Source organism: Clostridium sp. AM27-31LB, assembly GCF_003480745.1.
In the GTDB taxonomy this organism is placed as follows: Bacteria; Bacillota; Clostridia; order Lachnospirales; family Lachnospiraceae; genus Butyribacter; species Butyribacter intestini.
This window is the reverse complement of sequence record NZ_QUJS01000003.1, coordinates 162,532-186,904: the sequence shown is the minus strand read 5'-3', so window position 1 is coordinate 186,904 and position 24,373 is coordinate 162,532. Positions and strand designations below refer to the sequence as shown.

21 protein-coding genes are annotated in these 24,373 nt (G+C 38.0%); 5 read left to right on the top strand and 16 right to left on the bottom strand.

Translation table 11 applies throughout. The features are described from left to right. The first annotated feature begins 78 nt into the window (after window positions 1-78). Window positions 79-969, top strand: a complete 891-nt coding sequence (locus DW721_RS06440; protein WP_118745199.1) for a DUF3881 family protein — start codon at window positions 79-81, stop codon at window positions 967-969. On the opposite strand, the gene DW721_RS06435 is transcribed toward DW721_RS06440, so the two are convergent. The 6 genes from DW721_RS06435 to DW721_RS06410 all read right to left on the bottom strand — a co-directional run bounded on the left by DW721_RS06435 (window position 947) and on the right by DW721_RS06410 (window position 10,801). Then, complete coding sequence (locus DW721_RS06435; protein WP_118745198.1) at window positions 947-3,478, bottom strand: PBP1A family penicillin-binding protein; 2,532 nt, start codon at window positions 3,476-3,478, stop codon at window positions 947-949. The two genes, DW721_RS06440 and DW721_RS06435, sit on opposite strands and share 23 nt — an antisense overlap. A gap of 103 nt (window positions 3,479-3,581) precedes the next feature. Beyond that, window positions 3,582-4,865, bottom strand: a complete 1,284-nt coding sequence (locus tag DW721_RS06430; RefSeq protein ID WP_022014043.1) for an adenylosuccinate synthase — start codon at window positions 4,863-4,865, stop codon at window positions 3,582-3,584. A 183-nt stretch (window positions 4,866-5,048) separates the two neighbouring features. Further along, window positions 5,049-6,218 carry an HD-GYP domain-containing protein gene (locus tag DW721_RS06425; RefSeq protein ID WP_022014042.1) on the bottom strand — a complete coding sequence of 390 codons (1,170 nt, stop codon included), beginning with the start codon at window positions 6,216-6,218 and terminating at the stop codon, window positions 5,049-5,051. Between the two features lie 69 nt (window positions 6,219-6,287). Further along, window positions 6,288-7,742, bottom strand: a complete 1,455-nt coding sequence (gene purB, locus DW721_RS06420) for an adenylosuccinate lyase (protein WP_118745197.1) — start codon at window positions 7,740-7,742, stop codon at window positions 6,288-6,290. A gap of 117 nt (window positions 7,743-7,859) precedes the next feature. Beyond that, the gene (gene purF / locus DW721_RS06415) at window positions 7,860-9,353 is read right to left on the bottom strand and encodes an amidophosphoribosyltransferase (RefSeq protein WP_022014040.1); all 1,494 of its coding nucleotides are present in this window, start codon (window positions 9,351-9,353) and stop codon (window positions 7,860-7,862) included. A 149-nt stretch (window positions 9,354-9,502) separates the two neighbouring features. Beyond that, on the bottom strand, window positions 9,503-10,801 hold the full coding sequence (locus DW721_RS06410; RefSeq protein WP_118745196.1) for a glycoside hydrolase family 3 protein: 1,299 nt from the start codon (window positions 10,799-10,801) through the stop codon (window positions 9,503-9,505). A gap of 386 nt (window positions 10,802-11,187) precedes the next feature. On the opposite strand from DW721_RS06410, the gene DW721_RS06405 reads away from it, so the two are divergent. Next, window positions 11,188-11,400, top strand: a complete 213-nt coding sequence (locus DW721_RS06405) for a hypothetical protein (protein ID WP_022014038.1) — start codon at window positions 11,188-11,190, stop codon at window positions 11,398-11,400. Between the two features lie 192 nt (window positions 11,401-11,592). Here the strand turns inward: DW721_RS06405 and DW721_RS06400 are convergent, their stop codons facing one another. From DW721_RS06400 to DW721_RS06380, 6 genes are all read right to left on the bottom strand, one after another. Beyond that, window positions 11,593-11,802, bottom strand: coding sequence for a hypothetical protein (locus DW721_RS06400; protein ID WP_118745195.1), 210 nt, complete (start codon window positions 11,800-11,802; stop codon window positions 11,593-11,595). Window positions 11,803-11,997: 195 nt separating this feature from the next. Continuing rightward, complete coding sequence (gene aroC / locus DW721_RS06395; RefSeq protein WP_118745194.1) at window positions 11,998-13,104, bottom strand: chorismate synthase; 1,107 nt, start codon at window positions 13,102-13,104, stop codon at window positions 11,998-12,000. Between the two features lie 308 nt (window positions 13,105-13,412). After that, window positions 13,413-14,495 (bottom strand): ABC transporter substrate-binding protein, encoded by a 1,083-nt coding sequence (locus tag DW721_RS16355; protein ID WP_243035964.1) that lies wholly within the window; start codon window positions 14,493-14,495, stop codon window positions 13,413-13,415. Further along, entirely contained in the window at window positions 14,492-15,289 is a 798-nt protein-coding gene (locus DW721_RS16350) for an ABC transporter permease (RefSeq protein ID WP_055945919.1), read from the bottom strand. Before DW721_RS16350 ends, DW721_RS16355 begins: the two co-directional genes overlap by 4 nt. Beyond that, window positions 15,283-16,119, bottom strand: coding sequence for an ABC transporter permease (locus tag DW721_RS06385; protein ID WP_022015255.1), 837 nt, complete (start codon window positions 16,117-16,119; stop codon window positions 15,283-15,285). Before DW721_RS06385 ends, DW721_RS16350 begins: the two co-directional genes overlap by 7 nt. A gap of 15 nt (window positions 16,120-16,134) precedes the next feature. Next, window positions 16,135-17,205 (bottom strand): ABC transporter ATP-binding protein, encoded by a 1,071-nt coding sequence (locus tag DW721_RS06380; protein ID WP_055945916.1) that lies wholly within the window; start codon window positions 17,203-17,205, stop codon window positions 16,135-16,137. 209 nt (window positions 17,206-17,414) lie between these two features. Here DW721_RS06380 and DW721_RS06375 point away from each other — a divergent pair, with 209 nt between their 5' ends. Both DW721_RS06375 and DW721_RS06370 read left to right on the top strand, forming a co-directional pair. Then, the gene (locus DW721_RS06375; protein ID WP_055945914.1) at window positions 17,415-17,900 is read left to right on the top strand and encodes a hypothetical protein; all 486 of its coding nucleotides are present in this window, start codon (window positions 17,415-17,417) and stop codon (window positions 17,898-17,900) included. After that, window positions 17,893-18,150, top strand: a complete 258-nt coding sequence (locus tag DW721_RS06370; RefSeq protein ID WP_118745193.1) for a hypothetical protein — start codon at window positions 17,893-17,895, stop codon at window positions 18,148-18,150. Before DW721_RS06375 ends, DW721_RS06370 begins: the two co-directional genes overlap by 8 nt. Before the next feature lie 74 nt (window positions 18,151-18,224). Here the strand turns inward: DW721_RS06370 and DW721_RS06365 are convergent, their stop codons facing one another. The 4 genes from DW721_RS06365 to DW721_RS06350 form a co-directional block, all read right to left on the bottom strand. Further along, the gene (locus tag DW721_RS06365; protein WP_118745192.1) at window positions 18,225-19,685 is read right to left on the bottom strand and encodes a glycosyltransferase; all 1,461 of its coding nucleotides are present in this window, start codon (window positions 19,683-19,685) and stop codon (window positions 18,225-18,227) included. An 88-nt stretch (window positions 19,686-19,773) separates the two neighbouring features. Continuing rightward, complete coding sequence (locus tag DW721_RS06360; protein ID WP_147353211.1) at window positions 19,774-20,439, bottom strand: HAD family phosphatase; 666 nt, start codon at window positions 20,437-20,439, stop codon at window positions 19,774-19,776. 117 nt (window positions 20,440-20,556) lie between these two features. Beyond that, a complete protein-coding gene (locus tag DW721_RS06355; protein WP_022015250.1) occupies window positions 20,557-21,450 on the bottom strand; it encodes an AraC family transcriptional regulator in 894 nt (297 codons plus the stop codon). 176 nt (window positions 21,451-21,626) lie between these two features. Further along, window positions 21,627-22,592 carry a phytochelatin synthase family protein gene (locus DW721_RS06350; RefSeq protein WP_118745191.1) on the bottom strand — a complete coding sequence of 322 codons (966 nt, stop codon included), beginning with the start codon at window positions 22,590-22,592 and terminating at the stop codon, window positions 21,627-21,629. Window positions 22,593-23,572: 980 nt separating this feature from the next. On the opposite strand from DW721_RS06350, the gene DW721_RS06345 reads away from it, so the two are divergent. Then, the gene (locus DW721_RS06345; protein WP_182436235.1) at window positions 23,573-24,295 is read left to right on the top strand and encodes a LytTR family DNA-binding domain-containing protein; all 723 of its coding nucleotides are present in this window, start codon (window positions 23,573-23,575) and stop codon (window positions 24,293-24,295) included. Window positions 24,296-24,373: the final 78 nt, after the last annotated feature.

Sequence of the window (24,373 nt, the reverse complement as noted above, 5' to 3'; positions counted from 1 at the left end):
TCATATGATGCAAGATAGTATTAAATAGTATTAAATAGTATTAAATAAAATTTTTTATAAATAATGGAGTAATATCATATGCATAGATTTTTAAGAGCTGTCGGTTTCAGCAACATCACAACAAAACAGGATATGGATAAACTTCTTGGTATCACTATGGATAAACCGTCCGTCAGCAAACAGATTTTGTCTAAGGATGGCAGAAAGATTACGGAACTGAGCCGTGAATTTGCACATAATACAGGACTTACGGTGCGTGGTGAATACGACAAGCTCGGCTTTTTTCATGTTGACCATTATTTTCCATATTGCTACAGTTCACTTATCACTATGAGAACTGAAGTCACAATAAACCGGCGTGTCGATACAAGTGCTTTTACAGGTATGTGTGATGATATACGCATGGCTGTTTCTGTTATTTTTTATCTTCAAAATTCCGTAGATTATATTAAACTTAATTTTACTGATAATACTCCGCACAGGGCAAATCTTGCACTCTCAGGTCTTTCACTTGCGGGACGCATCTTACTTGGCATAGAAAAAACTGATGACAGCATCGAGAGATTAAGACATGAAACACGCATGAAAAGACAGCTTATCATTCAGGCAAAAAACGGAGACCAGGATGCCATCGACAATCTAACTCTCGATGAGATAGACCTCTCCGGCCAACTCATGAAAAGAATTATGACAGAAGATTTGTACTCTATAGTCGATTCCACATTTATTCCATATGGCTCGGAATCAGACAACTATATGATAATAGGTACTATACTTAACTGGTCACTTACGACCAATCCTTACACAAATGAAGATGTTTTCCAGCTTCTTATAAACTGTAATGATGTTGTTATGAACATCTCCATAAACAGAAAAGACCTTGAAGGAGAACCTATGATAGGTCGTCGCTTCAAGGGCGTTATCTGGATGCAGGGACACGCTGACTTTATTTCAACCAGCCTGGTATAAGATACGGTGTATCTTTTGTCTGTGCCTTATAAGTTGATTCGTCTTTATTGAGATACACTTTATCATTAGTCGAAGCAGATGCACCTGTTTCTGCCATATGACCGGTTGAATTTGAAAAAGTATATTTCACATGACAGTCACAACTTTCCTTTGGCTGTGTTCCTCTTGCAAAATATTCGGTTTTTATATCATTTCCATCAAGTGCTCTGTCACAAAGACCGTAAACCGCAAGCTTGCCGCACTTCTTACATATTTTTCTAGTTATTATGTCTTCCGGTTTCTTAAAGTTTTTATTCTTCAATTTTTTGACTTTATGAACTTTCTCCATAATATCACGCCACATTATCTTGCTTGCACTTCCTGACATCTGCGTAAACATCGAATCATAGCCAAGCCATATTCCTGCAGTATAATACGGTGTATATCCCTCAAACCAGAAGTCCGTATTGTCAGATGTTGTTCCTGTTTTTCCAGCCTGTGGCATCTTGATTTTCTTAAATGCAGCTTTCTTTCCTGTTCCTCTTTTTATCACATCTTTCATTGCATCAGTAAGAAGCCATGCCGTCGTATTCTTCATCACTTTTTTACCGGACTTACTGTTTTGCAGCAGAACATTTCCCTTAGAGTCAACTATTTTTGTATAATATACAGGCTTTATATATGTTCCGCCATTTGCTATCGCAGCATATGCCGCCGTAAGCTCAACATTGGTTACACCATCCGTAAGTCCACCGAGTGCTGTCGGAAGCTGAATATCTGAATATATCTGCCCATCTGAAGTTTCCCGCCGGTCAACTAATGTCGTAAATCCAAGATTTAACAGATAATCAAATCCGGTCTGGGGTGTAACTTTCTGAAAAGTTTTTACCGTAACAATATTTACCGAATCGACAATACCCTGTCGCAGTGATGTAAGTCCTTTGTATCCTGATGAATCCCAGTCTTTTACACGCTTATTTGTTCCGGGATATTTATATGGTGCATCATCCATAACATTTGCAAGTGTAAAACCACTTGTATCAAGTGCAGGCAGATATGTCGATAAAACTTTAAATGTAGAACCCGGCTGTCTCTTTGAGGAAGATGCCCTGTTCAATGTTCTGTTTGCTGTCTTTTCACCTCTTCCTCCCACTATAGCCCTAACTTTTCCTGTAGACTGTTCCATCAAAACAAAAGATGCCTGCGGCTGCTTTATCAGATTGATGCTCTCACTCAGTATCTTATCATGCTTATCCAAATTTTTCTTTTTAAACAATTTTATATACTTCTCAGCTTTTTTACGGTTTTTAAAATAAAAACTTATTCTCTTTTTGTGTGCATCATTTATAAATGCTATTACATCGCCCTCAGTATATAATTCAGTTTTACCATCTGATTTTTTTACCTTAAGCTGATATGAAAGATACGACTTTGTATTTTTCTGATAATATTTATCATTGTTTATAACATCATCACATATCTTTTGAAGTGACTGATCCTGACAAGTATATATTTTCAACCCCTCCCTGTAGATTGCATTATATGCCTGTGTTTCCGTATATCCAAGTTTCTGTTTAAGATCACTTACAACATTTTCAATAACCGCATCAACATAATATGAGTTTATATCACCATAAGAAGATGTCCTTTTTTCTTTATTTATATCTTGTATCCGGCTGTAAACATCATCCCCCAATGCTTCCTCATACTCATCTTCAGTTATATATTCCTGATCAAGCATATTTTTCAATATAATCTTTCTTTTTGCTTCATTGTTCTGCTGCTCTGTGATAGGATTATATTCTGTCGGATTTTGGGTAATTCCCGCAAGCACTGCTGCCTCAGATACCGTCAGTTTTGAAACTGATTTTCCAAAATATCTTTTGCTTGCCGTCTCAACCCCCATTGTATTTTGTCCAAGATTTATCGTGTTCAGATAATATTCAAGTATTTTTTTCTTGTCTATGGTACTTTCAAGCTTAATGGCAAGTGACTGTTCCTGTATCTTTCTTGAAACTTTTCCAAAAAATGACTTTTCATTTCCACCGCCAAACACCTGATTTTTCAAAAGCTGCTGGGTAATGGTACTCGCTCCCTGCGTCATTTTTTCATCAGATAATGCTGAAAACACCGCACGCAAAATACCCTGAAGATCTACACCACTGTGTTTGTAAAATCTTGCATCCTCGATTGCAACAAATGCATTCTGAACACACTCAGGAATGTCAGTTATCTTTTTATACTCTCTGTTAGCGTTTATGCCCATCAGTTTTTGAACCTTTTTACCGTTAGCATCATATATAATGGAAGGATATCCATCAGGCATTATATTTTCTTCATTTATATCAGGTGCACTGTCCGTAAGTCCTCTTACTATCCCGACTCCCGAAAATACCGCACACAAAATCAAGGTAAACACAATGATAACAGCAAAAATCTTTACATTAAGCTTTATTTTGTTGAATATTTTTTTATTAGATGAATTAATTTTGTCTATTTTGCTGTCTATCTCTTTTTTGCCGTAATTCATAATTTCCTTTCCACTTAACACTATACGGGCTAATCGTTTTTCAAAAGCATTATGCCGTATCTGAAAACCAACTAACCCGTATATTTTCTTGATTTATATATTTTTAAGCTCTATGAATAATATCATGTCTCTTTGGTCCATTTGATACCATCTTAATAGGAACTCCGATTTCTTTTTCAATAAACTCAATGTAGTCCCTACATTCTTTTGGAAGTTTATCATATTCTTTGATTCCGCTTATGTCACAATTCCATCCCGGAAGAACTTTGTAAACAGGCTTTGCTTTTGCAAGCTTTGCCGTAACAGGGAAGTCTTTTACGACTTCTCCATCAATCTCATAACCTACACATACCGGAATTTCCTTGAGATAACCGAGACAATCAAGCACTGTAAGTACAACCTCAGTTGCACCCTGAATCTCACATCCGTAACGCGTTGCAACCGCATCAAACCATCCCATACGACGAGGACGACCTGTTGTTGCTCCATACTCTCCGCCGTCACCACCATGTTTACGAAGTTTGTCTGCTTCTTCCTCATCAAGAATCTCACTTACAAATTCACCTGCTCCAACAGCACTTGAATAAGCCTTGACTACAGTAACGATTCTTTTTATCTCATATGGTGGTATGCCTGCACCGATTGCTCCGTATGCGGCAAGTGTTGATGATGATGTAACCATAGGATAAATTCCGTGGTCCGGATCTTTGAGTGAACCAAGCTGTCCCTCTAAAAGAATATTCTTTCCTTCTTTAATAGCCTTCCTAAGATATGCAGATACATCACATACATATGGTGCAACCATATCTCTGTACTTATGAAGTGTATCAAGTATCTCTGCCTGGTCAAGTTCAGGTTTATTGTATAAATGTTTTAATATAACATTTTTCTGGACACAAATTCTTTCAATCTTCTCTTTTAATGCATCATCATCCTGGAAAAGCTCTGAAACCTGGATTCCAATCTTTGCATATTTATCTGAATAAAATGGTGCAATTCCTGACTTTGTAGAACCAAATGACTTCTTGCCAAGTCTTTCTTCTTCATACTCATCAAATGCGACATGATAAGGCATAAGAATCTGAGCCCTGTCAGATACGAGGATTTTTGGCTGTGGTACTCCTCTTTTAACAAGTTCATTTATTTCATTGAATAAATATGGGATATTGAGTGCAACACCATTACCGATAATACTTGTAGTATGATCATAAAATACACCTGATGGAAGTAAATGCAATGCAAATTTACCATAGTTGTTTATAATTGTATGACCTGCATTACTTCCTCCCTGGAAACGAACGATGATGTCCGACTCTTCTCCAAGCATATCAGTAATCTTACCTTTACCTTCATCTCCCCAGTTAGCACCTACGATAGCTGTAACCATAAAAATCCTCCAATCTGTCATAATATGTATGACACCATATATTTTACGATATGTATAGATGAGTCTGCTGACCCCTTTGACAATATACCACTGTTCGTGCTTATGATATGACCGCCGGCAGTAAGACAACATTCTCATGTCTTTATTTATAAGACCACAATGGATTATACCTAATTTGAAGAATTATATCAAGACCTTATCTATAACAATATCATTTGTTTCTTTTGATAAGTCATAAAATTCATCTCCCACCTGGACAACAGGCTTTGAAAATTCATTTTTGTTTATCATTATTACTTTTCCAATCTGATTTGTGGAAAGCCTTACATTAGTATTCATATATGCCTGTACTGCTTTTTCGAGAAACGGAAGCAAAAACTCAACATCATACTTGACGATTCCCTCGCGTTCAAACATCTCTATAACATCAAACGGACATATTGCTGCCCTATATGCTCTGTCTGATGTCATGGCATCATATGTATCCGCTATTGCGACAATTCTCGCAAATGGCTCTATCTGTTCTCTTTTGTATCCCCCCGGATAACCGGTTCCATCACATCTCTCATGATGACGCATCGCAACTTCTGCTATCCTTGGGTCAAGATTGTCAATGCCTTTAAGAATATTATTTCCAAACAGTACATGCGTCTTGACAAGATTATACTCCGGAAGTGTAAGTCTGCCTTTTTTCTGTATTATATTGTCAGGTACCATCATTTTTCCTATATCATGAAGAAGTCCTGCCAATGTAAGTACCTTAAGTTCCTCGTCACTAATGTCCGGATATACAATACGCCCTATCATATTACTGAGCAATGCAACATTGACACTGTGAACATATGTTACATCATCATACCCTCTCATACACTGAAGCATATCAAGAATATGAATACTATTTCTTCCTTTCGATACAACATTTTCAACATCGCTGAGTATCGACTCACCATCTATCTGCTCATTGTGCATTACAACCTTGCTGAATACATTTTTAAGATTGTCAACGCTGTCAACAAATGCACTGTGAAACACTTCAAACTCTTTGCTCTCTTTAACTTGTTTCAGAAAGCTTTCTTGTTCCTGTTCTGCTGAGTTTTTAATTTCCTGCCTCTGTTCGTTCAAGACTTCGTCCCCGGCAGGCATGACTTTTTCATTCTCCGCTGCTGCATTGTTTCCATCCTCATCAACTTTAATTCTAATTGCGAAGACACCATATTCTTTTAGTGAATCAATAATATCTTCCGTAAGTACCGTACCTTCAGGAATTACCAGCTTATCATCTGATGTATAAACATCATCTGCCACTATCATATTTTGTGTTGCCCTGGAAGTCAAAATACGCTTAGCTGCCATATAGCCTCCATTCTGCTTGCCAAATTTTCAATTCATACCCTTTTGCAAGCCCTAATTTAATTATTTTTATCAGACATTTATTTCTGCCTTAACTCCTAATATATCTTTATTTGCATCCAAGATAGGATTTACGATATTTTCAAGAAATTCCGTAACCTGTGAAGCTGAACGTCCAACATATTTTGCCGGATCCATCGTTGCATTTAATTCTTCAATTCCTACCGGGAACTTATCATCGTCTGCAATGAGTTCAAGAAGATTGTTATCTTTTCCATATTTCTTTACATTTTCTCCGGCTTTCATTGAAAGTTTACGAATTTCCTCATGAAGTTCCTGTCTGTTTCCGCCAGCCTTTACTGAATCCATCATGATATTTTCAGTTGCCATAAACGGAAGTTCTGACATAAGGCGTTTCTCTATAACTTTATCATAAACTACAAGTCCATCAACAACATTGAGCACGAGGTCCAAGATTCCGTCTGTTGCAAGGAATCCCTCCGGAATACTGATTCTCTTATTTGCCGAATCATCAAGTGTTCTCTCAAACCACTGACACGCAGATGTGAACATTGTGTTTGTCACATCTGACATGACATATCTTGAAAGCGATGCGATACGCTCACTTCTCATAGGATTTCTCTTGTATGCCATAGCCGATGAACCTATCTGGTTTTTCTCAAATGGCTCCTCTATCTCTTTAAGATGCTGTAAAAGTCTTATATCATTTGAAAATTTATGTGCACTTGCAGCAACACCGGCAAGAACATTCAATACACGTGTATCAAGTTTACGCGAATATGTCTGTCCTGAAACAGGGAAACATTTTTCAAATCCCATCTTCTTTGCAATAATATCATCTAACTTTTTAACCTTTTCCTCATCACCGTCAAAAAGTTCCATGAAACTTGCCTGCGTTCCTGTGGTTCCCTTTGAACCTAAAAGCTTCATAGTAGAAAGAACATATTCAACATCTTCAAGATCCATAACAAATTCCTGAAGCCATAATGTAGCCCTCTTACCTACCGTTGTAGGCTGTGCCGGCTGAAAATGTGTAAATGCAAGTGTCGGCTGGCTTTTATATTTGTCTGCAAATTTTGAAAGTTCGTCAATAACATTGATAAGTTTTTTTCTTACAAGCTTAAGCCCCTCTGTCATAACAATAACATCTGTATTGTCTCCTACATAGCAGGATGTTGCTCCAAGATGGATGATTCCTGCTGCCTTAGGACACTGTACACCGTATGCATATACATGCGACATAACATCATGACGAACTTCTTTTTCTCTCTGTTTTGCCACATCATAGTTTATGTTATCGGCATTTGCCTTAAGCTCGTCTATCTGCTCTTTAGTTACTGCCGGCTCTCCATGCTCATTTTTAAGTCCGAGTTCATTTTCCGCTTCTGCAAGTGCAATCCAGAGTCTTCTCCAGGTTTTAAACTTCTTATCAGGCGAAAAAATGTATTGCATTTCTTTACTTGCATAACGCTCTGAAAGCGGGCTTGTATATCTATCATAACTCATATCTTCTATTCCTTTCCCTTCCGTGATGATAAAACATCATCAGCTTTGTGCCATAGTTTATAATATCAGGTCTGACTTTTTAACTTTTCGTATCATATCGTATCCTGTGTCTGAGGATTACTTCTCAAAATCTCCTCTTATATCCTCCTTAGGAGGCTCTACAGGATAATTTCCGGAGAAGCAGGCATTACAATAACCTTTGTCTCCGTCTATAAGTTCACTTAATCTTTCTATGTCAAGATAACCGAGAGAATCTGCACCTATCATCTCACATATCTGTTCTACTGAATGATTGTATGCTATAAGCTGGTCACTTGACGGTACATCCGTTCCAAAATAACACGGATACAGAAACGGTGGTGAACTGATGCGTACATGCACCTCAGATGCTCCTGCATCTTTTATCATCTTTACTATCCTTGCACTTGTCGTTCCTCTTACAATGGAATCATCTATCATTACAACTCTCTTGCCCCTTACAACTTCCCTTAACGCATTTAATTTTACTCTTACGCTCGACTCTCTCGCCGACTGCTTAGGTTTGATAAATGTTCTTCCCACATAACTGTTCTTGACGAATGCAATGCCATAAGGTATTCCGGACTCCATTGCATATCCCATAGCTGCCGCATTTCCTGATTCAGGTACACCTACTACGATGTCTGCATCTACCGGATGCGTCTGTGCCAGAATCCTTCCGGCTGTTATCCTCGACGAATTTACTGATATGCCGTCTATGTAACTGTCAGGTCTTGCAAAATAAATATACTCAAATATACATTTTGCCGCTTTTGCCTGTGTCAGACTCTTGTCAGATTTTATGCCATCCTGTGTGATGGTTACAATCTCACCCGGTTCTACATCTCTTATAAACTCTGCCCCCACCGTATCGAGTGCACATGACTCTGATGAAAGTACATATGCATTGTCCCTCTTTCCTATACATAGTGGTCTGAATCCAAATGGATCTCTTGCTCCTATAAGTTTTCTCGGACTTGCCACAACAAGTGAGTATGCTCCCTTAAGCTTAACCATCGCATTTTTAACGGCTTCTTCAACTTTTCCGGTCTTTAGTCTTTCCCTTGCAATAAGATAAGCAATAACCTCTGAGTCGATACTTGTCTGAAAAATAGCTCCGTTCATCTCAAGCTCATTTCTAAGTTCTAATGCATTTACAAGGTTTCCGTTGTGTGCCATTGAGAGAGTACCTTTTATATAGTTCAAAACAAGTGGCTGTGTATTCTCAGCAACACTTGCCCCCGCTGTCGAATAACGCACATGACCTACTCCGATATCACCTGCCATCTTTTCAAGATTTTCTGCATTAAAGACTTCATTTACAAGTCCCATACCTTTGCATACATTTGAATTTCTCGGCGGACCATCTGTCCTGCTGACTGCGATACCACAGCTTTCCTGTCCACGATGCTGTAATGCAAACAATCCATAATAGATTGAAGATGCAACATCATTTCCATCAAGGTCATACATACCAAAAACTCCACATTCTTCTCCGAGTTTAGGTTCCTCTATACCTCTCAGAAGACAACCTTTGCAATCACCTTTCTGACAGGATTTTCTTTCCCCGCAATAATTTGTTTCGTTATTCATTGTTTCCTCCGGATTTGTATTTTAACGCAATTACCACAAATATAATTATATCAATTTTTTACAAAATCGCAAGTTAATATTGATTTTTCGTATAAATATAACAAAAAACGGTTACTTTTCACTCTTCATAAATATAAACACAAAAAAATCTATTGCGGTGTTGTTGTTACCGCCTGTGCCGTTGCAGCCTGTACCGGACTATCCACATTCTCAGGGATTATTCCCCTCATGAATTTAACAGTGAGTATTCTCTGAACTGACTCATCGAGTCTGTCCATACCTATCTCACCTGAGTCTACCGCTGAAAGTATATTTTTATATGCTTCTTCAAAATCCATAGGCATAAGGATTATATCGGCACCTGCCTCGAATGCACCTAGTGCAGCTTCTTCTGACGAGTATTTGTCTGTTATTGATGCCATATCCATAGCATCTGTTATTATAACGCCCTCAAAACCAAGTTCCTCTCTGAGTATGGTCTTCATGATAAGTTCTGACATACTTGCCGGCTGTGCAGTCTCCGTAACCCTGCTTACCGATATATGCGATACCATTACAAAATCGGTGCCTGCCTTTATTCCTTTTTCAAAAGGTACAAAATCGACTTTTCTAAGTGCAGCTATACTGCTGTCAATATTTACATTTTCAATATGAGTATCCCCCTTTGACGAACCTTGTCCCGGAAAATGTTTGAGTGTTGCCGAAACATTTGTTGACTGGATACCTTTTACAAATGCCTCCACAAGCTCTGCCACCTTGTCCGGGTCCTTTCCAAATGACCTTGAACCTATCTCGAGATTTAGGTTACTCGTCTTTACATCTGCAACCGGTGCAAAATCAACATTAAAGCCCAGCTTTTTTATATCATTTCCTATGGTTTTTCCCATATTGTTTACATAATCAGCATCTTTCTTTTTGCCAACATCCTCCATTGAAGGATACTTTGTTGTTTTCATATCAGGATTGCCTGCGATTCTTGCAACCTCTCCGCCCTCTTCATCAACCGTTACAAATGCCGGAATGTCAGCAGCCTTCTGAATTTCTCTTATAAGTTTTTTCGTCTGCTTTCTTTTTCCGATATTTCTCGAAAACATTATAACTCCGCCTATGCTGTTTTTCTTAATAGCTTCTTTCATCTTCTTTGAGCATTTTTTCCACTCATAATAACTTCCTTTAGATGAATCGAGCTGTTCAAGATTTACCACAAATAACTGTCCGACTTTTTGTTCAACACTCATATTCTTAAGATACTGTGCTGCCTTTGCAAATGCATCTTCCTTTGACAAAGTTTTTACCTCTGCCTGTTTTACGGTAGACGCAGGTGCCTTTGTATTTTCAGCTTTTTTATCACCGCCGGATAACGAACATCCTGTAAGCGAAATGACAAGCAATAAACTCACCGCTGCCTTTATAATTCCATATGTGCTGTTTATTTTCTTTCTAAACATAATTACCTCTTTCCTGTTTTTAATTACAACGCTCTTGAAAACTCAAAATCTTATTTATGCTCCGGCAAAAAGTTCGCAAAAGCTTTGCTTTTACGAACTCGCGGGTGCATTCACATAGAAATTAGCAGATACTGTGTGTAAACACCCATATCTGTTAATTTCTATGTTCATTTTTGCCTTCGCGGATATTATATCATATAGCCCTATGATTTTTAATTAATTTTTTCTAAATAAAATCAATTCATCCTCCATTTTTCGCCACTCCAAAAGTCATTTCAACCTTTTTTCAAATTTATTTCAATTTTTTGTAAATAAGACAACCCACACCGCATATTATGAGATTGTAGATAATTATTAAGTCGATGAAATCGACAAATGGAGGATTTATGAGTGATTTAGCAGCAACAACATGTGGCGGATGCAGCAACGGAGATAGCGGATGCAGTTGGATTATCATTCTTCTTTTACTCTGCTCATGCTGTGGCAACGGAAATGGCTTTGGTTTCGGTAACGGCTGCGGATGCGGTTCTGACAACGGATGCAATTCAATCATCTGGATTTTACTTATTCTTTGCTGCTGTGGCGGCGGTGGCTTCTAAATATCCGCAAAAACAGCAAAACATTTACATTACTTAACGACAATATTTAACAATATTTGGGGAGCCTTAAAAAGGCTCCCCGTTTTTTAGTAAAACAACTATCCAAAACAAAATAAAATTTCGTTTGAAATACTGTTTTTGATTTAAACTAAGTTTTACAACTCATATGCAGTTTTTATCACAAACTCAGTTTTATCTGCATCTTCCCTTGTTTTTCTTACACTCTACACATTTCCTGTCTATCTCATAGACCGTATCTTTCTCTATAACAAGCTCCGTATCGTCATCTATTATGATTCTTTTTATCACATTATCACTTTCTTTTTCAACCGGAGTTTTCTCTTTATTTTCAACTGCTTTAAGTTCTGCGGACTCATTTCCATAATAATAGCATCTTCCCATATTTTTTCTCCGTATATCAGGATATACACTATTATTTTATGTAGCTTTTATATCGAAGTGAAAACCTTAACCGTTGTAATTTTTTATTATTTAAACAAACATTTGCAATCTGCTTCGCAGCTTGCTCATGAACGCAGTCGCTTTGTGACCTGTCAATGGAAGTTTTTATTATAGATGCCCAAAAACCGAGAATGCTTATATGCGTTCAAAATACTTTTTAATATTATACATCTTTGATGTCATCGACTCTAATAGCATATCAAACGCACATATCGCCGCCATAGACTCGACAACTACAACCGCTCTCGGCACGATTATCGGGTCGTGTCTTCCCCTTATCTGAACTTCAATATCCTCACCATCACGGTTTACGGTCTCCTGACTCCTTGCAATAGATGGTGTCGGCTTAACTGCCGCTCTTAAAACTATATCACTTCCATCACTTATGCCGCCCAGTATCCCTCCGGCATTGTTTGTCTTTTTAGAGACATTTTCTCCGTCCATCTTAAATGCGTCGTTGTTGTCTGAGCCATACATTGAAGCCGCTTCAAAACCTGCACCTATCTCCACACCTTTAACTGCACCTATCGACATAACAGCCTTTGCAAGATTTGCGTCGAGCTTCTCAAAAACCGGCTCTCCTACACCTGTAGGTATTCCTGAGATGACACATTCAATAATTCCGCCCACTGAGTCCTGTTCATTCATCTTCTCCTCAAGAAGCTTTTCGGCTTTATGTGATGCCGCAATGTCAGGCATATAAAGAGGACTTTCCATAATCTTATCAAATGAAACATCTGTCGTATCTGCTTCAATGCCGCCTATTGCCTTACTGTATGCCATAACATTAACACCGAGCTGTTTCAATGCCTCGCACGCAATGGCACCTGCCGCGACCCTGCCTATAGTCTCACGGCCTGAAGAACGACCGCCGCCCCTGTAATCTCTGAAACCGAATTTTTCATCAAAAGTATAATCAGCGTGTCCAGGTCTGTAATACTTAGCAATCTCCGAATAATCCTTTGAACGCTGTGTCTTATTGTAAACAACCATAGAGATAGGTGTCCCCGTCGTCTTACCCTCAAAAACACCTGACTGTATCTCGACAAGATCGTCCTCCTTTCTCGGAGTCGAATAACGCGTCTGACCCGGCTTCCTTCTGTTGAGATACTTCTGGATAACCTCCTCGCTAATCTCAAGCCCTGCCGGACAACCATCAACAACAACGCCAATCCCCTTACCATGGGACTCCCCCCATGTAGTCACACGAAACAAATTTCCAAACGATGAACCTGCTGCCATATCAATTTCTCCTCTCTTCCTTCAAATTTTCCAAAACATAAACATATGTTTTTTAATATCATCAAATCTTTTCAGAATTAATTGCTTATTTTTTATCAAAACATAATTTTACTTATCTGATTTCCGAAAAAGTAACACTGGATTGTGCGGATATAACAAATAATATAAGCAGGCATTGTGTCACCGTCAGTACTTAATCAGTGTCTTTTACTGATTTATGTACTGCTACGGTGACAGTATAGCGAGAGCGTGCCTGCGGTATTATTGCTATATCCGCACAATCCTCACAGCCTATATTTTAAAATCAATCAGTAAACTTTAAGCTCCTTCCAAAGCCTGTTATAATACTCCTCCGCATCCTTTCCAAGATACTTAAAGACCTTGCACCTGTCTATAACATCATCTGACGGAAAAATCGCATTTCTCTCTGCCTTTTCCTCGTCATCTATCTGGTCTAATACCGCTTCATTAGGTGTTGAATAATATACATATTCAAAATTTGTCATTGCCACATCTTCCCTGCACAAAAAGTCAAGGAATTTGACGGCTCCATCATAATTTTTACCTTTCTTTGGTATAACCCAGCTATCCATCCATATGTCAGAACCCTCTTTAGGAACAACATATTCAAGTTTATCATTGTAGTCCTGTGCGATACTAGCCTCACCTGAATATATAAGTCCCATAGCAGCCTGGTTGTTCGCCATATCATCCCTAATCTCATCCACAAGGTAGGATTGTACTATCTCCTTTTGCTGCTTAAGGTCATTAAGTGCAGTCCTCAGCTCATTTTTATCTGTCGTATTTATAGAATAACCATGTCTTACAAGTGCCGGTATGAAGCTATCCCTGACACTGTTCTGCATGATTATGTTGTTTTTATACTTTTTATCCCATAGGACATCCCAGCTGTCAGGTACTTTATCCACCATTTCAGTATTATACAGTATGCCGACTGTTCCCCAGTAATAAGGAACTGTATAACTAAGTGTCTTGTCAAAACTTTTCGACATATCCCAGTATTTTTTACCGATATTTTTGATATATTTCATCTTATCGTAGTCAATTTTTCTTACATCTTTTTCCTTTATCATCTTGTCGAGCATATAATCAGAACAGCAGATAAGGTCATAATCCACCGCACCATTTTTAAACTTTGTGTACATCGCTTCAGGTGTCAGAAACTCCTCATATACCACCTTTATCCCTGTTTCTTTCTCAAATTTATCAAGAAGTGTGGAATCAATATAATCGCCATAATTAAAAACTACTATCTTATTTTTTGAAGAAACATCATTATTTTTACACGCAGTAAGAAAAAAAGTTGATGAGACCGTTATGCTCATAAACAAAACTGCCGCCGTAAGTCTCTTTATGCTTTTTCTCATCATGCCGCTGCCCCCTTCTTTTTCAAAGACATAACGCTTTTTCTGTTTATCACAAACAGCACAATAAGCACTATTATGAATATTATCGTTGACAGAGCATATATCTCCGTCTGAATACCCTTTCTGTACTCCGCATTTATCATTGTAGACATTGTGTGTATTCCCGGTGCTTTAGTGAAATATGTCACTGAGAAATCATCGAGAGACATTGTAAATGCGAGTAAAAATCCTGACATTATGCCCGGCATTATATCAGGGATAACGACTTTCCACATTGCATACAGCCTTGACGCACCAAGGTCTAGTGCAGCCTCGTATGTGCTTATGTTAAGCTGCAAAACTTTCGGCCAGACCGACAAGACCACATACGGTATTATCAGTGTGATATGTGCTACCATCATAGTCGAAAAACTAAGCTCTGTAAACCTCGTAAACAGAAGCATAAGTGCTATACCTGTTACAACATCAGCATTTAACATCGGTATATTTGTAACTCCCATTATCGCAGAGCGTACTTTTTTGCTCATGCCTATCATTCCAATACAGACGAGCGTTCCTAAAATCGTTGCTATAAAACCTGCCGCTGCCGCAAGGATAACGGTCGTATAAAGTGCATTCATTATCGTACCGTCATGGAACAGCTTTTTGTATGCAGCAAGAGAAAATCCTCCCCATACGGCTTTATTCTTTTCTGAGGCGTTGACGGAAGAAATTATCAAAACACCTATTGGAAGATAGAGCATTATGAGGATAACGGCAAGATATATTTTCTGAAAAATGTTCTTTTTCTTTACCATATACTCTCTGACTCCTTTCCATTATCAAATATCCTGTATATAACGATACTTATAAGAATAAGCACCATAAGTGACATGGACAGTCCCGAACCCGCATGAACATCGGCATATCCTGAATTAAAAGCCTGCTCAATGGCATTACCGATAAGATATATCTTACCGCCGCCGAGCATATCCGCTATGACAAACTCGCTCATTGACGGAACAAGCACCATCGTTATGCCGCTTACTATCCCCGGAACACTCAGCGGGAGAATTATCTTTCTAAGCACGACCGAATTGGTGGCTCCGAGGTCTTTCGCCGCATTTATAACATCCTTGTCTATCTTTACGACAGCATTGTATATCGGCAGAACCATAAATGGAAAATAATCGTATGCCGTTCCAAAGATAATGGCGGCTTTCGTGTTCATTAGATACACCTTTGAAAGACCAAGCATTGTAAGAAATTGGTTTAAAAATCCATTATTTAGTAAAATAAGTCTCCACGCAAGTGTCCTCAACATGAAATTCATCCACATAGGCAGGATAAATATCATAACGATAAAGCTGTTTTTGTCCGTCGAATATTTACTCAATATTACTGCAAGCGGAAATGCAAGCAAAAGGCAGACAACCGTCACGATAAGAGACATTTCAAAACTTAACAGAAGCGGTTTTGCATTAACCGGGTCTGCGATGGCTGCAACATATTTAAAAGTAAATCTTCCGTCTGAATTTGTAAATCCGTTGTAGATGATAAGTCCGAGAGGAATCACCGTAAACAGCAGCATCCAGATAACATACGGTCCTGCCAGAAGTTTGGAACCGAGATTTTTTAACTTACCCATAAAATCACTCCTCTCCTACTCCTCAACAAGTACCTTTTCGTCTTCTGACTCAGGCTTGTTCATAATCTGGATATTGAAAGGATCTACCCAGAGTCCGACTTCTTTTCCCGGCTCCGCCATGACTGTACTGTGCACAAGAAATGTAAATCCACAGGCATCTATCTCCATCTCATAGTGAACGCCCTTAAATATTGCTGAAATAACCCTGCCGTTTATTATACCTTTGTCCTTTTCAGTGATAACAAGATCCTCAGGTCTTATGACAACATCAACCGGCTTGTTTGTACCGAAGCCCTCATCGACACACTCAAACTTAGTACCGAGAATATTTACGACCCTGTCCTGAACCATCGTCGAAGCTATAATATTACTCTCACCGATAAAATCGGCAACAAATGCATTCTGCGGCTCATTGTAAATATCTTCTGGAGTGCCTATCTGCTGGATATAGCCCTGATTCATTACAACTATAGTATCAGACATTGTAAGAGCTTCCTCCTGGTCATGCGTTACATAAATAAAAGTAATGCCAAGCTCATTTTTAAGCCTGATAAGCTCGTATTGCATATCCTGACGCATCTTAAGGTCGAGTGCCCCAAGCGGCTCATCAAGAAGAAGCACCCTAGGTTCATTTACGATGGCTCTCGCTATCGCAATCCTCTGCTGCTGGCCTCCTGAAAGAGAGTCCGGCATACGCTTCTCAAACCCGTCAAGATTTACAAGTTTCAACGCGTATTTTATCTTGTCCTTTATATAAGACTTTGATTTATTTTTAATCTTAAGTCCAAAAGCGATATTTTCTTCTATATTCATATGCGTAAATAACGCATATTTCTGGAAAACCGTATTTAAGTTACGCTCATTAGGCGGCATATTTGTAATATCTTTTCCGTCGAATATGACCTTGCCCCTGTCAGGAGTCTCAAAACCACCTATTATCCTGAGTGTCGTTGTCTTGCCACATCCACTCGGTCCAAGCAGTGTCAAAAATCTGTTTTCATTCATAAAAAGGTTCATATCATCAAGAATGACCTTATCCCCATAAGATTTTGTAATTCCTACCAAATCAATAAGTTTCTTCGCCATTTATTTCACTCCAGTCTTTCTTCTAATGTCTTGTGCAGATAATGTAAAAATATTGCTGATACAATATTTTGCCGCAAAACAATGGCGGCATCACTTTGCAGCAAGCTGCTCAAAATAATGATTACTTTCAAAATGTTATCAATATATCTGCATAAAATCAATTATATATCATAAAATCAATTTAGAAAATACTTTAAAGGAGAATTATATTGGAATTTTCAAACGAACATCAACGCCGTCTTGCGATGCTCAAAGCGGCACTGCCATATGTTCCTCCACATAACAAAAAAGCCATGGAAATAATACTCCAGGCTGATAATCTCATTTCGCTGGCAACAGAAGTCTCACAAAATGACGACGAGATGACACTGCGTGCAGCCCAGGCAGAAGCCGCTGCCACTCCGGCAGTTTATGAAAAACTGCTTCTAAACATAAAAGACTATTGCACACCTGCCGAGTCAGAGGTAGTCCGTATGCTGTTAAATTTCCTGCACGCCGGCGAACTGTTTAAAAATTACAGAGATTTTGCAAAAACACATTCTGCCGTCAAAAGTGAGGAATACAGCGAAAACAGTACACAAAATTTTATGATGGAGTTTCTAATGTCACAGCTTTCACCACAGCAGCGTACAACATTTGAACAGGTATCCAAAGTCATGAACAATAAAAAAGGAGAAGACAAAGTATATGAATAACTGGAAAAATAACAAATCTTTTATGCAGATGGAGCCAAGCAAACAGCATATGGTGGAGCTTCTCGTAAACTCGCTCCACGGCAAAGACCTAAACGAGGCACTGCCAATCCTCGCAAACTGGAAAGACAAACTAAGAACAGAACATATAAGTTTCACTGCTGAGGAAGATAAACTTCTCACTGACATCTTCATTGAAATGCTCCCTCCAAAACAGAAAAGCCAGTATGAATTTCTACGGTCTTTTTTGTAAAAATAATATATACCATATCAGCTCAGTTTTATTATGCTAATAATACACTAAGCCATTTTCTGTTGACCCTTGCATCAATTTATAAAAATCTCAATATATTTTTTAAAGCTGAGACTACTTACGGCACAGACATAACCTTTTGCGGCTGCTCTTGCAGCCTCTAAAGGATGTGCCAGTAAATCCCTGACAAGCATAGCCGCCCCTGTCATATCCTCAAGCGAATACATAAAAATGTTTTCACCGTCAACAAATTTCTTTTCAAGATAAGTACTCTCATCTGTCACGCAGACACAACCGTTACACATAGCAAGTGCTATGCGGTCATGCTGCCCAGCCTTAAACCACGGCAGAACATTCAATGCAATCTTAGTATCAGCGTATAATTCAGGAAGTTGTCTATAATCAACCTCACCACATATATTTATCTTTCCCTTAAATATACCCTCGCTTTTTTCCACATTTCCACACTTTTCTACAAACTTTTCCCATCCATGTCCGAATATATCAACATCAATGCCGTTTCTTAACATCTCCATTAACAATTCTTCCCTGATAACCGCTCTTATAAACATATCCGCCAAAAAATTAAGTTCAAGACCATCTGCAAAAGCTGCAGCTGTTTCTTTTAATGCCGTTTCATCCTGAAAATCTTCATCTGTTTCGCCTGCTGCTGTCCCATCTTTGAAATCTTCATCTGTTTCTTTTGTTGCTTCCCTGCCTTCAAAAGATATACCTTTTTCCTCCGTTATATCTCCCAATGCAAAAGTGTAAGCCTTTTCTATTGTTTCACACGGGTTTTCCAACAGATAACCAGCCATCTTGTTAAATATCTGCATACTATTTATAAATTCCTGTGCCGGTTCTTTGTGCATAGTTTGAAAATTTTTAATTTCCACACTATCTCCGCCACCTCGCATGGCAAGTGCGACAATATCCTCCGATGATGTATAAGTTCCGGTAAAAAGAACATCCCTGCTCCTCTCATTGTATGGGACAAGACTTTTCGCCGTATCAGCCGGCAAAGGCATCACGATAACCTCCTTAATATGACTGTAATACTTTCTGATATACTCTGCATGAATCTCATCAAGACAAACTACTCTCATATTCTTAAGAGGCTGCCTCAAGACACTGTTGTGGTAAAGAGGATGGTCAAGAATAATATGCCACAACTTTACATAGTCGCCACCGCTGCTGTCATTTTTAATGTCAAATATGTAATTTTCTCTGTCATACTTCACGCTGCCGCCCGCACATTCTGTCCCAGCAACATCATCCTCTGCATTATAATTATCATAATAATTTTCAGAAAATATATATGAAAAAACATCCGTGTTAAAATCTATTATATCTGTAACTTCTTTTAATCTTTCATACTTTTGCACAAATCTTTCGGCATCTTCCTTAGAATTTATATCTACTATCTCCGAACTTATTCCGGTCTTTTTAAACTCCTCGTTGATACGCTCCGCAAAGTATGATGTCGAACCGTAACAGACATTTCCTTTTTTTAGTATTATAATGTGTTTTTTCATATTACCTCATCCCCACATTTTTAATAATAAACTCCAATTTAAAATGTTTATGGCAAAAAAATCTTTTGTATAGCTTTTTACCGTTTATTCACCGCCTTACAATAGCCGTCACAAGTTTCTCAACCTCTCTTGATGGTTCTTTAAGGTCAGGAATACATATAACCGGGATTCCTGCAGCTCTTGCCGCCCTTATTCCATTTTCACTGTCCTCAAGCACAAGTGCTTTCATCGGAGATACATTAAGTCTCTCGCAAGCATAGATAAAAATATCCGGCTCCGGTTTTGATACCTTAACTTTATCCCCACCAATCACAACATCAAAAAAGCCGTCAAGTTCTGCCTGTTTCAAATATTTCTCAACAAGTTCAGTCTTTGTCGATGAAGCAACCCCACATTTAATATTCCCTGCTTTTAACTCCTGTAAAAGCTCTCTTATCTGAGGTTTAACCGAAAGACCAATAGTTTCTGAAATCATTGCCATTCTCTCCTGTGCCTTTCTGCTGCACTCCTCAAAAGGATAATCATAACCAAATTTTGACTGCATAAAATCAACAAGCTTTTTTCCACCAAGACCAAGTGTCTCTGTGTAAATTTCCCTCGTCAGTACATAGCCATGTTCTTTCATCGCAACCGCAAGCTGTTCCATAAAAACACGCTCAGTATCAAAAATAAGACCATCCATATCAAAAATAACCGCCTGCTTTGACTTCACACTACGAACAGCCTCCAAAATATCGTTATATTCTCTAACCACTCTTATACTTCCCTTCCTATTCCCAGTTTAATAAACATTTGCGAAACTCCTATAATACATAATTAAATTGTGCAGCTAACACAGCCTATATCCGTTTTCGCAATTCACTATTAAAATTTAATAACTGCTGTTTTCCCTGTATTCTTTTGGTGTACATCCTATCGTATTCAAGAATACCCTGTTAAAATAACTTATATTATTAAATCCTGACAGATTTGCTATCTCACCTATCTTTTTCTCCGTATCCTGCAACAATTTGCAGCTTTGCAATATCCTGTATCTCATAAGATACTGTATCGGAGACAGTTTCATCGTCTGCTTAAAAACCCTGCTGAACTGCCCCTCACTCATAGGAAGTATCGCCGCTAGCTCTCCTAGTGTTATCTCATACGCATAATTTTCTTTAATATAGGAAATAACAGGTTCAAGTCTCTCAGAATAACGGCTCTCTATATCGTTGTCTTTCTGTGCACGAACACAATTTTTATCAAGAATATCCCATATAGCCAAAATACGGCTTCTTATCATAAGCTCAAACGGTTCTAGCTCATGCTCCGGACACTCTCCTATTTCATGCAGATAATTCCTTATATCTTTCTGCCAGCATTTATCTTCATCCTCACTTACGGGCATAAATTCCGGAAATACATACTTATCATTTAATATTGGTCTTATAAATTTCTTAGAAAAAATGCTATGTATATCCTCATTAAGCACATGATATGAAAAATCAATGGCATAAAATGAACATACTCCGCCACAAATATTTTTTGCCATATGAAGATAATTTGAATTTATAAATACAATATCTCCAGGATTCATAACATATTTCCTGTCCTCAATCGTAAACAGCACTTTCCCCTCAGTCAGAACAAGAAACTCAAATTCCTGATGCCAGTGAACATAAAACATTACATCCGTATCCGCCGGATATTCAAGTTTGTGAAGTCCAACCGGAAACTGAGCCGTACCATGTTTTTCTTTTTCTTCGTATTCCTTTTTTCTGCTCATCCTTCCTCCTCATCTCCAAATGTTTTTATAAAATTCATTATTAAATATGTAATCATACCATGACAGGCATTATCAGACTTCCACAATAAAGCATCTTTATTTCATTTACCGCATATATCTTTTTATCCACTTTTTCACTTTGCACATATGTCTTTCTCATTCGTGTTTGTTGTGCTTTACCGCATATATGCCGGCTTTATCCACTTTCCTCTAGCTTTTCTGTTCTTAAAAGCATCTTTCTTATTATTGTACCCTGTCACACATACATACTGGTATCTGCTCGCCTTTTTAAGTGAACGATAAACCTTTTTAAGACTTATCCATCTGCGGTTGTGCTTCGGATCACCTGAATCAGCTAGAAATACCCTGTCACGCTTCTTATCATATGCAAAAATAGTAACATAATGTCCGGGCGTGCCTTTCCAAAAACAAGTCGAATCATAACTGCTGACAAGCACAACAGCACATTTTGACTTCGCAATATCCCGCCTAAACGAAGAATATCTCTTCGGCTTTCTCTTAGGTCCGCAATAAATACCTGCCTTTCGCATACCAACCACCATATATTTCCAGTCGATTGCACCTCCCCCCCAGTAGCCTGTTTTCTTCTTTGCGAAATTTCGCATATCTACCGGTGATGCCTTATATGTTTCCGAAGTGATAGATGAATAAACATTTGCCATGCAGCAAAGACCACATCCATACGCACCAAACTTTCTTCCGCCAATATACGCATCTCCCCAGTAACCCGACCACGCAAGCTTCTTTTTCCATGCCTTTGGTCCCTGAAAATATGAATAAAGATATCTTGTGTCAACAGTGTTTTTCTTTGCCGGAACTTTTGTCTGCACCGGAGCAGGTGCAGCAGTCTGAACAACCTCCTCCGTAGGCTGCGGGGTCATGGTATCAGCCGGTGCTTCCGTAACACTTGCTTCTTCGCTTTCTGAAAAATGTCTCACAAAATCATGTGCCAGACCGGTTTTAAAAGTTGCAAATGCAACAATTGCAATAATACACACCGTTGTGATAATATGCAATCTATATGCCTTTAACGGATTTTTTCTCTTCCACATTCTGAAAGTTTTTTTAATTTTTCTCATCAGCCTTACAATATAAGGCTTTTTTCTTTTCTTATTTGCCATGTTTTTTCCTTTTCTGTTCTTTGTTTTTGTATTTTCCTCTTATACAGTTCTACTTCCCTTTCATTATATCCATATAATTCGATGTTAGAGTCAAAAGGTATTTTGACCCTAACTGATGCTCCGGATTGCTTCATTGCTATCTACTTTTGACCCTAACATCATAGTATAAAACATAATCTCAATTCTTTCCATTAAAATTTAATAAAAAACAAAAAAAAAGAGCAAAACCAGCGTTTTGCTCCTGGTGTCACACTACTTTTCGAGCATTTTATTACGCTCTAAAAAAAGTGCAAAACCAGCGTTTTGCCTTGACACCCCCACTACATTACGAGCATTTTACTATACATAAAAAAAATGATGAAATCATTCAAAAATAATTTCATCATTTCTCTACCCTTTTTTCTACCCTTTAAATTTTCCCGACTCCCTATTTTCAATCATACCTTTTATGTGATGTCCTACACTTATATGTATGAGAGACTTACCAGCTACATTACCCGATGCAGCAGACATTTATACAACCGTGATAAAACACCATAACCCTTTCCAATACCCTTTTTATCCTTGAAAGATTTAGCTGCCGTTCACACTATAAGTATCATCAACGGCTTCTACCCATTAATCTTTCAATCTTGTCTCTCTTAATCATGATTAACTTAGTTGCTGCTCACACTTTCACTGTCACCGGCAACTAGACTTTCTCAATGACTTTTTACATTTTTTATTTTACTCATTTTCGCCTAAAACTCAACACTTTTCGCATAATTTGGTCTGAAATACATATATTCTGGTCTGAATTGCAATTTTGTAAAATGAATGAATCTGTGATATAATAATGTTTAGATATACTTGTATTAAATAAAGTAAAATTTTGACTACGATATTGATTTGAGAAATACAGCAATTAGTTTCAGAGCAAAAAACAAATTGCTTTTACGGTATCTATCCCCCAAAAAAGTTGCTCAGGAATGAGGATGATTATGTTTACGGTACTTATTTTAGAAGATGACTATGAACAGCAGAAAGCTGTCAGCAAAATAATAAATGAACACTACAAAGACTGGCAGATTTTTATAGCCGGTACATATAAAGAAGCCTGCAACCTTACATCAACAAAATGTTTTGATCTTTTTTTACTTGATATTGAGTTAAAGCATGAAAACGAAAATGATCTGGACTGTGACGGACTTGATTTTGGAAAATATATACGAAGCATCGAGCATTACCTTTACACACCGATAGTTTATATGACAGCACTCCCTGATAGGATATTCTTTGCCCTTCAGGAGATACATTGCAGCTCATATCTGGTAAAACCATTCACCTCATATAAACTCATAGAAACGCTTGACTATATAATAGGTCAACATAGAGAAAACAAAAAAGAAAAGATAACTTTAAAAGACAGTAATGGTGTATATCTCCATTTACTGCTTGATGACATAGACTACATTGAATCAACCAGCAAAGAAACTGTCGTTTACACACATGACGCAAATATTAAACTCACAAATATGACAATAAATGAACTGCTTGATATATTTCCCGACAATTTCATACAGTGCCACAGAAAATATATCGTAAACCTACATCATTTTTATTCATATGATAAATCAACATTCATAATACAGGTTGGAAAACACTCCATTCCACTTGGAAGAAAACACAAAAAGGACATAGAAAAACGACTTCATTTGATTTAAAATTTTTTATTCAAATCCCCCGATGGAATCCATCGGGGGATAGGTCTGTTTTCTCATATGATACTCTGTTGTATATGC

Excerpts from the sequence above, each read along its gene's own strand:
- DW721_RS06440 (WP_118745199.1), top strand. The coding sequence starts at position 79 with ATGCATAGATTTTTAAGAGCTGTCGGTTTCAGCAACATCACAACAAAA.
- DW721_RS06435 (WP_118745198.1), bottom strand. The coding sequence starts at position 3,478 with ATGAATTACGGCAAAAAAGAGATAGACAGCAAAATAGACAAAATTAAT.
- DW721_RS06430 (WP_022014043.1), bottom strand. The coding sequence starts at position 4,865 with ATGGTTACAGCTATCGTAGGTGCTAACTGGGGAGATGAAGGTAAAGGT.
- DW721_RS06425 (WP_022014042.1), bottom strand. The coding sequence starts at position 6,218 with ATGGCAGCTAAGCGTATTTTGACTTCCAGGGCAACACAAAATATGATA.
- purB (WP_118745197.1), bottom strand. The coding sequence starts at position 7,742 with ATGAGTTATGATAGATATACAAGCCCGCTTTCAGAGCGTTATGCAAGT.
- purF (WP_022014040.1), bottom strand. The coding sequence starts at position 9,353 with ATGAATAACGAAACAAATTATTGCGGGGAAAGAAAATCCTGTCAGAAA.
- DW721_RS06410 (WP_118745196.1), bottom strand. The coding sequence starts at position 10,801 with ATGTTTAGAAAGAAAATAAACAGCACATATGGAATTATAAAGGCAGCG.
- DW721_RS06405 (WP_022014038.1), top strand. The coding sequence starts at position 11,188 with ATGAGTGATTTAGCAGCAACAACATGTGGCGGATGCAGCAACGGAGAT.
- DW721_RS06400 (WP_118745195.1), bottom strand. The coding sequence starts at position 11,802 with ATGGGAAGATGCTATTATTATGGAAATGAGTCCGCAGAACTTAAAGCA.
- aroC (WP_118745194.1), bottom strand. The coding sequence starts at position 13,104 with ATGGCAGCAGGTTCATCGTTTGGAAATTTGTTTCGTGTGACTACATGG.
- DW721_RS16355 (WP_243035964.1), bottom strand. The coding sequence starts at position 14,495 with ATGATGAGAAAAAGCATAAAGAGACTTACGGCGGCAGTTTTGTTTATG.
- DW721_RS16350 (WP_055945919.1), bottom strand. The coding sequence starts at position 15,289 with ATGGTAAAGAAAAAGAACATTTTTCAGAAAATATATCTTGCCGTTATC.
- DW721_RS06385 (WP_022015255.1), bottom strand. The coding sequence starts at position 16,119 with ATGGGTAAGTTAAAAAATCTCGGTTCCAAACTTCTGGCAGGACCGTAT.
- DW721_RS06380 (WP_055945916.1), bottom strand. The coding sequence starts at position 17,205 with ATGGCGAAGAAACTTATTGATTTGGTAGGAATTACAAAATCTTATGGG.
- DW721_RS06370 (WP_118745193.1), top strand. The coding sequence starts at position 17,893 with ATGAATAACTGGAAAAATAACAAATCTTTTATGCAGATGGAGCCAAGC.
- DW721_RS06365 (WP_118745192.1), bottom strand. The coding sequence starts at position 19,685 with ATGAAAAAACACATTATAATACTAAAAAAAGGAAATGTCTGTTACGGT.
- DW721_RS06355 (WP_022015250.1), bottom strand. The coding sequence starts at position 21,450 with ATGAGCAGAAAAAAGGAATACGAAGAAAAAGAAAAACATGGTACGGCT.
- DW721_RS06350 (WP_118745191.1), bottom strand. The coding sequence starts at position 22,592 with ATGGCAAATAAGAAAAGAAAAAAGCCTTATATTGTAAGGCTGATGAGA.
- DW721_RS06345 (WP_182436235.1), top strand. The coding sequence starts at position 23,573 with ATGTTTACGGTACTTATTTTAGAAGATGACTATGAACAGCAGAAAGCT.